This window comes from Nocardiopsis sp. LDBS0036, assembly GCF_041228755.1.
In the GTDB taxonomy this organism is placed as follows: Bacteria; Actinomycetota; Actinomycetes; order Streptosporangiales; family Streptosporangiaceae; genus Nocardiopsis; species Nocardiopsis dassonvillei.
In genome coordinates this window covers 5,998,868-6,012,539 of sequence record NZ_CP141103.1, presented here as the reverse complement: position 1 = coordinate 6,012,539, position 13,672 = coordinate 5,998,868, and the positions used below count along the sequence as shown (strand labels likewise).

Annotated in this window: 10 protein-coding genes; 2 read left to right on the top strand and 8 right to left on the bottom strand. The window is 71.8% G+C overall.

The features are described from left to right. Positions 1 to 122: 122 nt before the first annotated feature. Together rpoD and dnaG are read right to left on the bottom strand one after the other, a co-directional pair. Positions 123 to 1,217, bottom strand: coding sequence for an RNA polymerase sigma factor RpoD (rpoD, locus tag UIS43_RS25555; RefSeq protein ID WP_013151814.1), 1,095 nt, complete (start codon positions 1,215 to 1,217; stop codon positions 123 to 125). 119 nt (positions 1,218 to 1,336) lie between these two features. After that, positions 1,337 to 3,208: a DNA primase gene (gene dnaG / locus UIS43_RS25550; RefSeq protein ID WP_370011945.1), complete on the bottom strand. Its 1,872-nt coding sequence runs from the start codon at positions 3,206 to 3,208 to the stop codon at positions 1,337 to 1,339. A gap of 210 nt (positions 3,209 to 3,418) precedes the next feature. Here dnaG and UIS43_RS25545 point away from each other — a divergent pair, with 210 nt between their 5' ends. Together UIS43_RS25545 and UIS43_RS25540 are read left to right on the top strand one after the other, a co-directional pair. Then, on the top strand, positions 3,419 to 4,585 hold the full coding sequence (locus tag UIS43_RS25545; protein ID WP_370011944.1) for a hypothetical protein: 1,167 nt from the start codon (positions 3,419 to 3,421) through the stop codon (positions 4,583 to 4,585). Between the two features lie 33 nt (positions 4,586 to 4,618). Beyond that, the gene (locus UIS43_RS25540; RefSeq protein WP_370011943.1) at positions 4,619 to 6,262 is read left to right on the top strand and encodes a substrate-binding domain-containing protein; all 1,644 of its coding nucleotides are present in this window, start codon (positions 4,619 to 4,621) and stop codon (positions 6,260 to 6,262) included. 28 nt (positions 6,263 to 6,290) lie between these two features. Here the strand turns inward: UIS43_RS25540 and mmsB are convergent, their stop codons facing one another. The 6 genes from mmsB to UIS43_RS25510 are packed head-to-tail and all read right to left on the bottom strand — an operon-like array spanning position 6,291 to position 13,672. Continuing rightward, positions 6,291 to 7,589, bottom strand: coding sequence for a multiple monosaccharide ABC transporter permease (mmsB, locus tag UIS43_RS25535; protein WP_013151810.1), 1,299 nt, complete (start codon positions 7,587 to 7,589; stop codon positions 6,291 to 6,293). Then, positions 7,586 to 9,115, bottom strand: coding sequence for a sugar ABC transporter ATP-binding protein (locus UIS43_RS25530; protein WP_086000751.1), 1,530 nt, complete (start codon positions 9,113 to 9,115; stop codon positions 7,586 to 7,588). Before UIS43_RS25530 ends, mmsB begins: the two co-directional genes overlap by 4 nt. Before the next feature lie 44 nt (positions 9,116 to 9,159). Continuing rightward, positions 9,160 to 10,254: a multiple monosaccharide ABC transporter substrate-binding protein gene (chvE, locus tag UIS43_RS25525; protein WP_013151808.1), complete on the bottom strand. Its 1,095-nt coding sequence runs from the start codon at positions 10,252 to 10,254 to the stop codon at positions 9,160 to 9,162. Positions 10,255 to 10,306: 52 nt separating this feature from the next. Then, on the bottom strand, positions 10,307 to 11,830 hold the full coding sequence (locus UIS43_RS25520; protein WP_071621585.1) for an alpha-N-arabinofuranosidase: 1,524 nt from the start codon (positions 11,828 to 11,830) through the stop codon (positions 10,307 to 10,309). A 27-nt stretch (positions 11,831 to 11,857) separates the two neighbouring features. After that, positions 11,858 to 12,727 (bottom strand): carbohydrate ABC transporter permease, encoded by an 870-nt coding sequence (locus UIS43_RS25515; RefSeq protein WP_013151806.1) that lies wholly within the window; start codon positions 12,725 to 12,727, stop codon positions 11,858 to 11,860. Positions 12,728 to 12,733: 6 nt separating this feature from the next. After that, entirely contained in the window at positions 12,734 to 13,672 is a 939-nt protein-coding gene (locus tag UIS43_RS25510) for a carbohydrate ABC transporter permease (protein ID WP_013151805.1), read from the bottom strand.

Sequence of the window (13,672 nt, the reverse complement as noted above, 5' to 3'; positions counted from 1 at the left end):
CGGTTCGGCCACATCAGGCCGACCGTCCGCCGGACGGGAACCCCGGGGGCGGCCCACGCGTTGGTGGTGACCGCCGACCGTCCGAACGCGGTCCGGCGCCGTCGAACGCCCCGCGCCCCCGCTCAGTCGGTGCGGATGAAGTCGCGCAGGCTCCCGGCCCGCGAGGGGTGGCGGAGCTTGGCCAGGGTCTTGGCCTCGATCTGGCGGATGCGCTCACGGGTCACCCCGAACTCGCGCCCCACCTCCTCCAGCGTGTGCGGGTGGCCGTCGGCCATCCCGAAGCGCAGCCGGATGATGCGCCGCTCGCGGTCGGACAGGCCGCCGAGGATGGCCCCCAGCTGCTCCTGGAGGACGGTGAAGGCCGCCGCCTCGACGGGGGCGACCGCGTCGGAGTCCTCGATGAAGTCGCCGAAGTCGGACTCCTCCTCGCCGATGGGCGACTGGAGCGAGACGGGCTCCCGGGCGATGCGCTGGATCTCCACGACGCGCTGGCCGACGAACCCGGCGGCCGAGGAGATCTCCTCGACGCTGGGTTCGCGGCCGAGCTGCTGGTGCAGCTGGTGCTGGACCCGGACGACCTTGTTGATCGTCTCGACCATGTGCACGGGGATGCGGATCGTGCGCGCCTGGTCGGCGATCGCCCGCGTGATGGCCTGGCGGATCCACCACGTCGCGTAGGTGGAGAACTTGAAGCCCTTGCCGTAGTCGAACTTCTCCACCGCGCGGATCAGGCCGAGGTTGCCCTCCTGGACGAGGTCGAGCAGGAGCAGGCCCCGGCCCATGTACCTCTTGGCGATGGAGACCACCAGGCGCAGGTTGGCCTCGATCAGACTCCTCTTGGCCCGCCGCCCCTCCTCGACCAGGCAGGCCAGCTCCTCGGCGGTGCGCACGCCCTCCACGGGCGCGCAGTGCTGCGCGTAGAGGCCGACCTCGACCGCCTTGGCCAGTTCGACCTCCTGCTCGGCGCTCAGCAGCGGTACCCGGCCGATCTCGCGCAGGTAGAGGCGGACCAGGTCCGACCCGGAGCGCCTGCCGCCGTCGGCGACGGGGCCGGGGTCCTCGGAACCGGTGTCCTCGGGGCCCGCGACCTCCACACCGATCCGGGCGAGGTGGGCGACCGCCTGGTCCAGGTAGTCGGGGGGCGCGTCCAGCCGCTCCAGGGCCGAGGCGACCTCGCCGCGGCTGACCGGCCCCGTGTCGGGGAGCAGCCGGACCACCTGTCGAATGGACGGCGTTTCGTTGGTCACAACTGTTGGAGCCACCCGCCCATTGTGCCCTTTCGGGCACCCTGGAAGGGAGAACTACTATTGTCACCCCGGTGCTACATAGTGCCCCGTCACATCTCCTGGAGAGCGCGTTTTTGCTGTTGGAGCGCCATGAGTTCGGTCAGCAGCCGTTGTTGTTCCTCCACCTGGGGAGTTCCCTCCAGGCGGGACAGTTCCGATCTCAGGTTTGACTCGCGCCGGTTGATGGAATGAGTCTTGACTGTGCCCAGTATTTGCCAGGCGTAATGCTCGTCGAGTTCTCCGTAGAACTCCAGCTGTTCCACCACCAAACGGGTGAGGAAATCACGCTGTGTGTCATTGGGGGCGGCCTCGCGCAGGCCGTTCACCCACGCGGCGGGGTCGTGCGCGGCGGCCACCCCGCCCGCGGCGGTGATGAGCCCCAGCACCGCGCGGTGCTGGGGGACGGTGAAGTCCTCCTCGGTGAACGCGTCGAAGCCCACGGCCAGTGAGGGGAACTGCAGGGCGATCTTGAGCGCCTGGCGCTCGCGCTGCACCGAGGGGTCGCCCAGGTTGTAGGGCGCCTCCTGCGCGTCCGGGGTGGGCACGGGCCGCGCGGGGGCCGTCCGCGGCCCGGGACCGCGGCCCCGGGCGCCGCGCATGTGCTGGTTGACCCGGCGCAGCACGAAGGCCTCGTCCAGGATGCCGATCCAGCGGTCCAGGTTCCTGCCGTAGTCGCGGCGCACGCCCTCGTCGCGGATGCTCGCGACCACCGGGGCGGCGGCGTCCAGGGCGGCCATCCTGCCCTCGGGGGTGGACAGGTCGTAGCTCTCCATGACGTTGCGGATCATGAACTCGTACAGCGGGGCGGCGTCCTTGACGAGGTCGACCACGGCCTGCGGCCCGTGCTGGAGGCGCAGGTCGCAGGGGTCGAGCCCGTCGGGCTGCACGGCGACGAAGGTCTCGGAGGCGAACCCGTGCTCCTCGGCGAAGGCGCGCACGGCCGCCTTCTGGCCCGCCTTGTCGCCGTCGAAGGTGAACACGACCCTGCCGCTCTGTCCTGTGCGGCCCAGCAGCATGCGGCGCAGGATCTTGACGTGGTCCTCGCCGAAGGAGGTGCCGCAGGTGGCCACGGCGGTGTCCTCCCCGGCGAGGTGGCAGGCCATGACGTCGGTGTAGCCCTCGACGATGACCGCCTTGCCCTCCCGGGCGATGTTGCGCTTGGCCAGGTCGAGCCCGTACAGCAGCCGCCCCTTGTGGAAGACGGGGCTCTCGGGGGAGTTGAGGTACTTGGGCCCGTCCTCCTCGGGATCGAGTTTGCGGGCGCCGAACCCGACCACCTCGCCGGTGACCTCGCGGATGGGCCACAGCAGCCGGTTGCGGAAGCGGTCGTAGGCACCGCGCCGCCCCTGGCTGGCCAGGCCGCCCTCGACCAGTTCGGCGTCGGTGAAGCCCTTGCGGCGCAGGTGCGCGGTGAGGTTCTCCCATCCGGCGGGGGCGTAGCCGAGGCCGAAGTGCTCGGCGTGCGCGCGGTTGAACCCTCGCTCGTCCAGGAAGCGCCGGGCGGTGACCGCGCCCGGGGAGAGGAGCTGTTCGGCGTAGAACTCGGCGGCGGCGCGGTGGGCGTCGAGCAGGCGCTGGCGCTTGCCGGTGTCGTGCCTGGCGGCGCTGCGCCCGCCCTCCTCGTAGCGCAGGGTGATGCCGGCCTGGCGGGCGAGCGTCTCGACGGCCTCGGTGAAGCTGAGGCTGTCGATCCTCTGGAGGAAGGAGATGGTGTCCCCGCCCTCTCCGCAGCCGAAGCAGTACCAGAGATTTTTGGAGGGGGTGACGTTGAAGGAGGGGGACTTCTCGTCGTGGAAGGGGCACAGGCCCTTGAGCGACCCGCCCCCGGCGTTGCGGAGCTGGAGGTACTCGCCGATCACGTCGGCGATGGGCGCGCGCTCGCGTACGAGGGCGATGTCTTCGTCTCTGATCCGGCCTGCCACGGTCTCCAGGGTAGTTCGCCCCGCCGACGCCGCGACCGCCGTCCGCAGTCCGTTCCGCGGTCCCGCCCGTTCCCGGGCCCGCCTCCGGCCCCGGCGCCGGGGTTTCCCGCCGCGCCACCGGACGGCCACCTGCCGGTCGGCTCCGCGCCCGCGGGCCCTGGGATCATCGGGCTCCCCCGATGACCGGTTCCCCGAGGAGGCTCGGCACAGGTGCGCGGACTCCCCCACACGTCCGGCCGCGGCGCTTTCTGGTTCGTCGTGGTCGCCTCGGTCATCGCGGTGGTTCTGGCCGTGGCGCTCGGCTTCGTCGTGGTCAACCGCCTGACCGGCGGCGGCACGGTCCTCGTGGAGGGCGTGGTCGGCTCGGAGAAGGTGGAGCTGTTCGGGGACGAGCGGGTCGTGGAGCGCTTCGCCGAACTCGGGTACGAGGTGCGGGTGCGCCCCCGGGGCTCGCGCCTGATGGCCGAGGACGCCGAGGGCGCCGACTTCGTCTCCCCCGGCTCGGGCCCGGCCTCCGAGCACGTGCGCGAGCGGCACGGGATCTCCGCCGAGTACCGGCCCTTCAGCACCCCGATGGTGCTGCTGAGCTACCAGCCGATGGTGGACGCCCTGGAGGGCGCCGGGGTCGCCGAACAGGCCGGGGACGGCACGTGGTCGCTGGACCTGGCCGCCTACCTGGAGCTGACCGAGGAGCGCACCCGCTGGCGGGACCTGCCCGGGGACGCGGTCAGCTCCAGCAACCGCAACGAGGTGCTGGTGCGCACCACCGACCCGCGCACCTCCAACTCGGCGGCGATGCACGTGGCGGCCCTGTCCTACCTGCTCAACGGTGAGGAGGTGGTGGCGCCGGGCGGGGTGGACGAGGAGCTCACCCGGACGCTGTCGCGCCTGTTCCTGGCCCAGGGCCAGCCGCCGGAGTCCTCCCAGCAGCCCTTCGACCAGTACCGCGACCTGGGGTCGGGGCACACTCCGCTGCTGTGGGCCTACGAGGCGCAGTACGTGGACGCGGTGGTCAACGGGCCCGCGCTGGCCGACGACGCGGTGGTGCTCTACCCCGGGCCGACCGTGTACGCGGTGCACACCGTCGTGCCGTTCACGGAGGAGGGCGACGCGGTCGGCCGCCTCCTCACCGAGGACCCGCGGCTCCAGGAGCTGGCCGCCGCGCACGGGTTCCGCACCGAGGGCGGCACCCGGTTCGAGGACCTGGTGGCCGAGCACGGGCTGCCGGTGCGCACCCGGGTCGCGGACGTGGTGAACACGCCCACCTACGAGGTCCTGGAGGCCCTGCTGACGGGGATCGAGGACTCCTACAGCAGCAACGGGATGCGCCCGCCCGCCCCCGACGCGTCGGTGCACGGCGCCGGGGGCGGGAGCTAGGGCATGGCGGGCGGACACGGAGGCGGGACGGCGATGGCGGCTGGAACGGGAACCGGGAGGATCCGCGGGGGACGCGGGGTCCGCGGCGCGTGCGCGGCGGTGCTCGCGGCGGCCCTGACGGCGACGGGCTGCTCCGCCCCGGGGGCGGACCCGGACGTGACGCTGCGGATCCTGGCCGGGAGCGAGGTCGCCGACCTGGAGCCGCTGCTGGAGGAGGCCGGGGAGCGCACCGGGGTGACGGTGGAGCTGGAGTACACCGGCACGCTGGACGGCATGGCCCGGATCGCCGCGGGTGACCGGCAGGGCGAGGGCGGGGAGTACGACGCGGTGTGGTTCGCCTCCAACCGCTACCTCAACCTGGACGGCGACGGCCGGTCGGCGGTGCACGAGGAGACGCCGGTCATGGTCTCCCCCGTGGTGCTGGGCGTGGCCGCCGACCGCGCGCGGGAGCTGGGCTGGGACGGGGGCGCGGAGGTGACCTGGTCGGACGTGCACCGGGCGGTCGTAGAAGAAGAGTTGATTTACGGGATGACCAACCCGGGCGCCTCCAACTCGGGTTTCTCCGCGCTGATCGGGGTGGCCTCGGCGTTGGCCGACACGGGCGCGGCTCTGAGGTCGGAGGACGTGGAGCGGGTGGGGCCGGAGCTGGCGGAGTTCTTCGCGGGCCAGGAGGTGACGGCGGGGTCGTCGGGGTGGCTCACGGACGCGTTCGTGCGGCGCGCGGAGAGCGGCAGGCCGGTGGACGGGCTGGTCAACTACGAGTCGGTGATCCTGTCGCTGAACGCCTCCGGCGCGCTGGAGGAGCCCCTGACGGTCGTGTACCCGGCCGACGGCGTGGTGACGGCCGACTACCCGCTGACGCTGCTGTCGGACCCCTCCGAGCAGGCGTTGGACGGGTACGAGCGGCTGGTGGGGGACCTGACGTCGGAGGAGACGCAGCAGCAGATCGCCGACCGGACGTGGCGGCGCCCGGTCACGGCCGGGGCCGAGCTGTCCCCGCCGGTGCCCCCGCTGGTGGAGCTGCCGTTCCCGGCGAGCCGGGAGGTGGTGGACGGCCTGGTGGCGGACTACTCGGCCTCGCTGCGCCGTCCGGCGCGCACCGTGTACGCGCTGGACGTGTCGGGGTCGATGGAGGGCGGCCGGCTCGCCGAGCTCCAGTCGGCCCTGGGCGCGCTGACCGGCGCGGACGGCGGTTCGCTGGCCCGGAGCACGCAGGCCTTCCAGGAGCGGGAGGTGGTGACGCTGCTGCCGTTTTCCACGTGGCCCGCCGACCCGCGGACCTTCGTGGTGGAGCCGGGTTCGGTGGACGAGGTCAACGCGGACCTGTCCGCGGCGGTGGAGGGGCTGGAGGCCGAGGGCGACACGGCCGCCTACGACGCCCTGGTGCGGGCGTACGAGCTGTTGGAGAGCGACACGGGCTCGGACGGCGACCCCCTGATGTCGGTGGTGCTGATGACCGACGGCGAGGTGAACCGGGGCGTGGGGCTGGAGGGCTTCCGGGAGTCGCTGGCCGCGCGTTCGGAGCCGGTGGCGCGGGTGCCGGTGTTCACGGTGCTGTTCGGCGAGTCGGACGTGCCGGAGATGACCGAGCTGGCGGAGCTGACGGGCGGCCGGGTGTTCGACGCCCGCGAGCAGGACCTGGAGCAGGTCTTCCGGGAGATCCGGGGATACCAGTAGGGCCCCGGACCTCCCGGAGGCGGTCTCCTCAGGAGGAGGCCCGGGCCCGGTCCGCCGTGGGCGGCGGGCCCTGGGCCCCGTCCCCGCCCCGGCCCGCCCCGGAGGAGGGCGGGGGGACCGGGACGGTGACGGGCCCGGCGCTGACGCGGCGTTTGTTGTAGATGTCGAAGGCGACCGCCAGGAGCAGCACCAGTCCCTTGATGAGCTGCTGCCAGTCCACGCCCAGGCCGATCAGGGACATGCCGTTGTTGAGCACGCCCATGACCAGGGCGCCGACGACGGCTCCGACGACGGTGCCCACGCCCCCGGAGGCGGAGGCGCCGCCGATGAAGGCCGCGGCGATGGCGTCGAGTTCGAACATGGTCCCGGCGCCGGTCGTGGCGGCGTTGAGCCGGGCGGTGAAGACGAGTCCGGCCAGCGCCGAGAGCACGCCCATGTTGACGAACACCCAGAACGTGGTGCGCTGGGTGCGGATCCCCGACAGCGCGGCGGCCTGCTCGCTGCCGCCGACGGCGTAGACCCGCCTGCCCATGGTCGTGGAGCGCATGACGAACGAGTACCCGGCGATGAGCGCGACGAGCAGCACGCCCACGACGGGCAGCCCGTTGTAGTCGGCGAGCACGTAGGTGAACGCCAGGATGGCCGCGACGATCACGGCCGAGGAGGCGGCGGTGACCGGCGCGGACTGGACCGGGAGCCCGTACCCGAGCGAGCGGGACCGCGAGCGCCACTGGATCCACACCAGGGCGGCGGCCCCCGCCGCGCCCAGCAGCAGGGTGGGCAGGTGGAGGCCGTCCCCGGCCTGCCAGGGCAGGAACCCGCTGGCGATGTCGCGCAGGGAGGGCGGCAGCGGCGCCACGGACTCCCCGCCCAGGACGGCCAGGGTCGCGCCGCGGAAGACGAGCATCCCGGCGAGGGTGACGATGAACGCCGGGACCCGCACGTAGGCCACCCAGAAGCCCTGCCAGGCGCCGATGAGCGCGCCGAGCAGCAGGGCGACGGGCACGACCACGACCGTGGGCAGCCCCCAGGAGGTGAGCATGATCGCCGACACCGCGCCGGTGAAGGCCACCACCGAGCCGACCGAGAGGTCGATGTGGCCGGTGACGATGACCAGCATCATCCCGATCGCCAGGATCAGGATGTAGGAGTTCTGCATGATCAGGTTGGTGACGTTGAGCGGGGTGAGGAGCAGGCCCCCGGTGAGGATCTGGAACAGCACGATGATGGCCACCAGGGCGGCGGCCATGCCGTACTGGCGGGAGTTGCCGCGGGTCAGCGCGCCGCCGAGCCGGGAGAGTCGGGAGGTTGCGGTGGGCTCTTTCACGGGTGTCCCCCGGTTCGCGTCATCAGTCTCATGAGGGTTTCCTGGTCGGCCCCCTCACCGGGGACCTCTCCGGTGATGCGCCCCTCGCACATCGTGTAGATCCGGTCGCACATGCCGAGGATCTCGGGGAGTTCGGAGGAGATCAGCAGCACGCAGGCGCCCTCCGCGGCCAGGCGGCGGACGATGAGGTAGATCTCGTACTTGGCGCCGACGTCGATGCCGCGGGTGGGCTCGTCGAGGATCAGCAGCTCGGGTCGGGTGAACATCCACTTGCCCAGGACGACCTTCTGCTGGTTGCCGCCGCTGAGGGTGCGCACGGTCTGGGCGGGGCCCTGGCTCCTGACCCGCATGCTCTGGCTCATCCGGGCGGCCTCCACCACCTCCAGGCCGGGGTCGAGGACGCCGCGCGCGGACACGCGGTCCAGGGCCGCCAGCGTGGTGTTGTGGCGGATGTCGTCGTCGAGGAGCAGGCCGAGGGTCTTGCGGTCCTCGGGCACGTAGGCGAGACCGCCGCGGATGGCGTCGGCGACGCTGGCGGTCGCGAGTTCGGCGCCGTCCTTGAGCAGGGTGCCGCGGACGCGGCGCCCGTAGGAGCGGCCGAACAGGTTCATCGCGAACTCGGTGCGCCCGGCGCCCATGAGGCCGGCCATGCCCACGACCTCCCCGGCGCGCAGGGTCAGGTCGACCCCGTCCACCACGCGCCGTCCGGCCTGGGTGGGGTGGTCCACCGTCCAGTCGCGGACCTCGAAGCGCACCCGGCCGACCTCGCCGGTGCGCGGGGGGTGGCGCTGGTCCAGAGCGCGGCCGACCATCCCGCGGATGATGCGGTCCTCGTCGATCGAGGGGTTGCCGTCGGCGTCGCGCTCCACGGCGAGGGTCTCGACGGCGCGGCCGTCGCGCAGGATAGTGACCTCGTCGCACACGCGCACCACCTCGCCGAGCTTGTGCGAGATGAGGATGCACGTGACGCCCTGGTCGCGCAGGTCCAGGAGGAGTTCGAGCAGCCGGGTGCTCTCCGCCTCGTTCAGCGCGGAGGTGGGCTCGTCCAGGATGAGCAGCCGCACCCGTTTGGCCAGGGCCTTGGCGATCTCCACGAGCTGTCTGGCGCCCACGCTCAGCGCCGAGACGGGCGTGGCCGGGTTCTCGTCCAGGCCGACCCGGCGCAGGAGTTCGCGGGCCCGGGCGTGGGTGGCGCCCCAGTCCAGGACGCCGTAGCGGGCCTGTTCGTGGCCGAGGAAGACGTTCTCGCTGATGGACAGCTGCGGGATGAGGGCGAGTTCCTGGTGGATGATGGCGATGCCCGCGCGCTCGCTGTCGGCCACGCCGGAGAAGGAGCAGGGCTGTCCGTCCATGAGGATCTCGCCGCCGTGGGAACCCGTGGGGTGGACCCCGCTGAGCACCTTCATCAGCGTCGACTTGCCCGCGCCGTTCTCCCCCATCAGGGCGTGGACGCGGCCGTGGCCGACGGTCAGCGACACCCCGTCCAGGGCCCGCACGCCGGGGAAGTCCTTGCGGATGTCGCGCATCGTCAGGAGCGGCCCGCCGGGGGCTGGCCGCCTCTCCTCCGTCGTCACTGGAGCTCGGACTCCTCGTAGTAGCCGCTCTCGACCAGGACCTCGTGGTAGTTGTCGGCGTCCACCGAGACGGGGTCGAGCAGGTAGGAGGGGACGACCTTGACCCCGTTGTCGTAGCTCTCGGTGTCGTTGACCGGGACCTCCTCACCCTGTACCAGGGCCTCGACCATGTCCACGGTCTGGGTGGCCAGGGTCCGGATGTCCTTGAAGACGGTCTGGGTCTGCTCCCCGGCGATGATGGACCGGACCGAGGCGGCCTCGGCGTCCTGGCCGGTGATGACGGGCAGCGGCCGGTCCTCGGTGCCGTAGCCGACGGCGCGCAGGGACTCGATCACGCCGAGGCTCATGCCGTCGTAGGGCGACAGGACCGCGTGCACCTCCTCCTCGGAGTAGTGGGCGCTGAGCAGGTTGTCCATGCGGTCCTGGGCGACGGCGCCGGACCACTCCTGGGTGGCGATCTGCTCCATGGAGGTCTGGCCGCTGCGGACGACGAGGCGGCCGTCGTCGATGTGGGGCTGGAGCACCGACATCGCCCCGTCGAGGAAGTAGGAGGAGTTGTTGTCGTTGGGCGAGCCGCCGAACAGCTCGATGTTGAAGGGACCCTCCTCGTTCTCCAGGTCGAGGGCTCGCACGATGTACTCACCCTGGAGGACGCCCACCTGGAAGTTGTCGAAGGTGGCGTAGTAGTCGACGTGCTCGCTGCCGAGGATGAGGCGGTCGTAGGCGATGACGGGGATGTCGCTGGAGGCGGCCATGTCGAGCACGTCGCCGAGGGCCTCGCCGTCGATGGAGGCGATGACCAGGACGTCGGCGCCCCGGGTGATCATGTTCTCGATCTGGGAGACCTGGTCCTCCACGACGTCCTCGCCGTACTGGAGGTCGGTGCCGAAGCCGCGGGCCTCGAACTCGGCGACCATGTTCTCGCCGTCGTTGATCCAGCGCTCGGAGGACTGGGTGGGCATGGCGATGCCGACGACGCCGGCCTCGCCCTCGGGCCGCGCGGCGTCGCCGACGCCTCCGCAGGCGGTGAGCAGGAGTGTGCCGCACAGTGCGGCGGCCAGGAGGGGTGTGCGTCGGGGATGGGGGGTCATGCGTTCGCCTTTCTGGGCGTGGTCCGGGCGCGGACGCGCACCGGGGTTCCGGTCAGTTCCGACTGGTCGAGAGGGTGATGACGGACCAGGACACGGGGGGCAGGACGGCGGAGAGCCTGCCGCCGTCCAGGGTCACGCCCCCGGCCGGTCGCGGGACGACCCGGTCGGGGGCGTCCATGGTGTTGTGGGCGTAGGGGTCCTCGTCGCTGAGGGTCCGGGCGTCCGTGACGGCCGTCGGGGCCAGGCCGCGCAGGTCGGCGTCGAGGGCGAGGTGCTGGTCGGTGGAGCGGTTGACCGCGAACAGCGACGCGGTGCCCTCCTCCTCGTCGAAGGTGACGACGGCGTCCAGGAGCGGGATCTCGCCGTGGCTGGCGGTCGTGTACCGGGGCGCGGTGACGCCGGTGTGCAGCACCCGGCCCCGTGCGGCCCGAGCGGTCAGGGCGAAGGGGTGGAAGACGGTCTGGCGCCACGCGGGGCCGCCGGGCTCGGTCATGATCGGCGCGATGACGTTGACGAGCTGGGCCTGGCTGGCGGCGGTGACCCGGTCGCCGTGCCGGAGCAGGCTGATGAGCATGTTGCCCACGACGACGGCGTCGGCGACGCTGTAGCGGTCCTCGATGACGCGGGGCGCCACCTGCCAGTCGTCTGCGGGCTGCGCGGCGGCCCGGGCCTGGTGGCGGCTCAGGTACCACACGTTCCACTCGTCGAAGGAGAGCTGGATGCGTTTGGGGTCGCGCAGGCGCGCGCCGACGGCGTCGGCGGTGGAGACGACGGAGTCGATGAAGCGGTCCATGTCGGTCGACGAGCCGAGGAAGTCGGCCAGGTCCCCGTCGCGCTCCTCGTAGTACGCGTGCAGCGAGATGTGGTCCACCGCGTCGTAGGTCTCCTCCAGGACGGTGGCCTCCCACTGGCCGAAGGTGGGCATGGCCGATCCGGAGCTGCCGCAGACGACCAGTTCGAGGTCGCGGTCGGCCATCCTCATGGCGCGCGCCACCTGCCCGGCCTTGCGTCCGTAGGAGCGCGCGTCGAGGTGGCCGATCTGCCAGGGGCCGTCCATCTCGTTGCCCAGGCACCACATGCGGATGCCGTGCGGTTCGGGGTGCCCGTTGGCGGCGCGCTGGTCGGACAGGTGGGTGCCGCCGGGGTGGTTGCAGTACTCCAGCAGGTCCAGGGCCTCGGCCAGGCCGCGGGTGCCGAGGTTGACCGCCATCATCGGCTCGATGTCCAGGCCGCGGCACCAGGCGGTGAACTCGTCGAGGCCGAACTGGTTGGTCTCGATGCTGTGCCAGGCCAGGTCGCGGCGGACCGGTCGGCGGTCCCGGGGGCCGACGCCGTCCTCCCACCGGTACCCGGACACGAAGTTGCCGCCCGGGTAGCGCACGGTGGTGACGCCCAGTTCCCGGACCAGGTCCGCGACGTCGCGTCGGAAGCCGTCGGCGTCGGCCGTCGGGTGCCCGGGTTCGTAGATGCCGGTGTAGACGCAGCGGCCCATGTGCTCGACGAACGAGCCGAAGGTGCGGCGGTGCACGGGGGAGACGATGGCCGCCGGGTCGACGGTGACGGAGGCTCGGAGCATGCGTTCTCCTCGGGGTGGTTGGTGGGGTCAGCCCTTGATGCCCGCTCCGGCCACACCGGTGACGATGTGGCGCTGGAAGAGCAGGAAGACGACCAGCAGCGGGACCGCTCCCAGCACGGCCGAGGCCATGACCTGGGCGTACTGGACCCCGTACTGTCCGGCCACGGTGCCCAGCCCGACGGTGAGCGTCATCATCTCGGGGTCGTTCGTGACCAGGAAGGGCCACAGGAAGTTGTTCCAGGCGCCGATGAAGGCGAAGATGCCGACCGCGGCCAGGACCGGCCTCGACAGCGGCAGGATCACGTTCCACAGGACGCGCGGCGCTCCGGCGCCGTCCATCCTGGCGGCGTCCTCGTACTCGCGGGGGATGGCGTCGAAGAAGCGTTTGAGGATGAACACGAACACCGGCGCGACCACCTGCGGCAGCGCGACACCCCAGTAGGTGTCCACCAGTCCGAGCTGGGTCATCAGGACGAACTGCGGCACGATCAGGGTCTGCGGCGGGATGAGGATGCCGCCGATGACGAGCGTGAACAGCCACGGCCTGCCGCGGAAGTCGAAGCGGGAGAACCCGTAGGCGGCCAGGACGCAGACCACCAGGGTGAGGGCGGTGACGATGGCCGTGGTGATGAGGGAGTTCGCCGTCCAGCGCAGGATGTCCCCGCGCCCCAGCACGAGGGCGTACGCCTCGAAGGTGGCGTTGTCGGTGAGCCAGGAGGGCGGCATGACGGTGGTCTCGCCCTCGGGTTTGACCGAGGTGGCGAAGGCCCACAGGAGGGGGACGAGCCAGAGGGCTCCGGCCAGGGCGGAGACCGTGTAGAGGGCGATCGTCCCGGGGGAGGGCGCGCGCCGGGGCCGGTGGACGCGCCGCGCGGCGGGGGCGGTGGGGGCTGCCATGGCCGGTCAGGCCTCCTTCCGTGCGAAGAGGCGGAACTGGGCTATGGAGGCGACGACGACCAGGGCCATGAAGACGTAGGCCATCGAGGAGGCCAGTCCGATGCGCAGGCCCACGAAACCGGAGTCGTAGATGTACTGGATCGCGGTCCTGGTGGCGAAGTTCGGGCCGCCCGAGGTCATGAGGTAGATCTGCTCGAACACGCGCAGGGAGCCGATGAGCTGGAGCACGGTGATCAGCGCGGTGGTGCGCGCCAGCATGGGCAGGGTGATCCGGCCGACGCGCTGCCAGGCGCCCGCGCCGTCGATGGCGGCGGCCTCGTACACGTCCTTGGGGATCGACTGCATGGCCGCGAGGTAGAGCAGGTAGTTGAAGCCGACCTGCCACCACGCGGTGGCGACGACGACCGAGAGCATCGCCGTGTCCTCGCTGAAGAGCCACTCGACGCCGTCCAGCCCGAGCTGTCCCAGGACGCCGTTGAACAGGCCCAGGCTGGGGTTGTACATCCAGTTCCAGACGAGGGTCATCACCGCGACCGGGAGCACGAACGGCGCGAAGAACGACAGCCTCAGGAACCACCCCAGGCGCCGGGCGTGGTCGGTCAGCAGGGCGAGGGCCAGGGCCAGCGCGACCATGAGGGGGACGCTCAGCACCGTGAACCACAGGGTGTTCCACAGCGCGTCCCACATGTCGGGGTCGGTCAGGCTCTCCCGCCAGTTGTCCAGTCCCACGAAGGAGACCGGCCCCCCGGCCAGGCTGCGGTCGGTGAAGGAGTAGACGAGCCCGACGAGGGCGGGCCACAGGAGGAAGAGCAGGTAGAAGGCGAGGAAGGGCAGGACGAACCACAGCCCGGTCCACACGGCGGGCCTGCGGCGCACGTCCACGGGGCCGCGGCCGGAGGGACCGGAGGCCGCGGTCCTGGGAGGCGCTGGGGTCTGGGCGGTCAT

Coding starts and splice junctions, on each gene's coding strand:
- UIS43_RS25540 (WP_370011943.1), top strand. CDS start 4,619: ATGGCGGCTGGAACGGGAACCGGGAGGATCCGCGGGGGACGCGGGGTC.
- UIS43_RS25530 (WP_086000751.1), bottom strand. CDS start 9,115: ATGCGCGACATCCGCAAGGACTTCCCCGGCGTGCGGGCCCTGGACGGG.
- chvE (WP_013151808.1), bottom strand. CDS start 10,254: ATGACCCCCCATCCCCGACGCACACCCCTCCTGGCCGCCGCACTGTGC.
- UIS43_RS25520 (WP_071621585.1), bottom strand. CDS start 11,830: ATGCTCCGAGCCTCCGTCACCGTCGACCCGGCGGCCATCGTCTCCCCC.
- UIS43_RS25515 (WP_013151806.1), bottom strand. CDS start 12,727: ATGGCAGCCCCCACCGCCCCCGCCGCGCGGCGCGTCCACCGGCCCCGG.
- UIS43_RS25510 (WP_013151805.1), bottom strand. CDS start 13,672: ATGACCGCCCAGACCCCAGCGCCTCCCAGGACCGCGGCCTCCGGTCCC.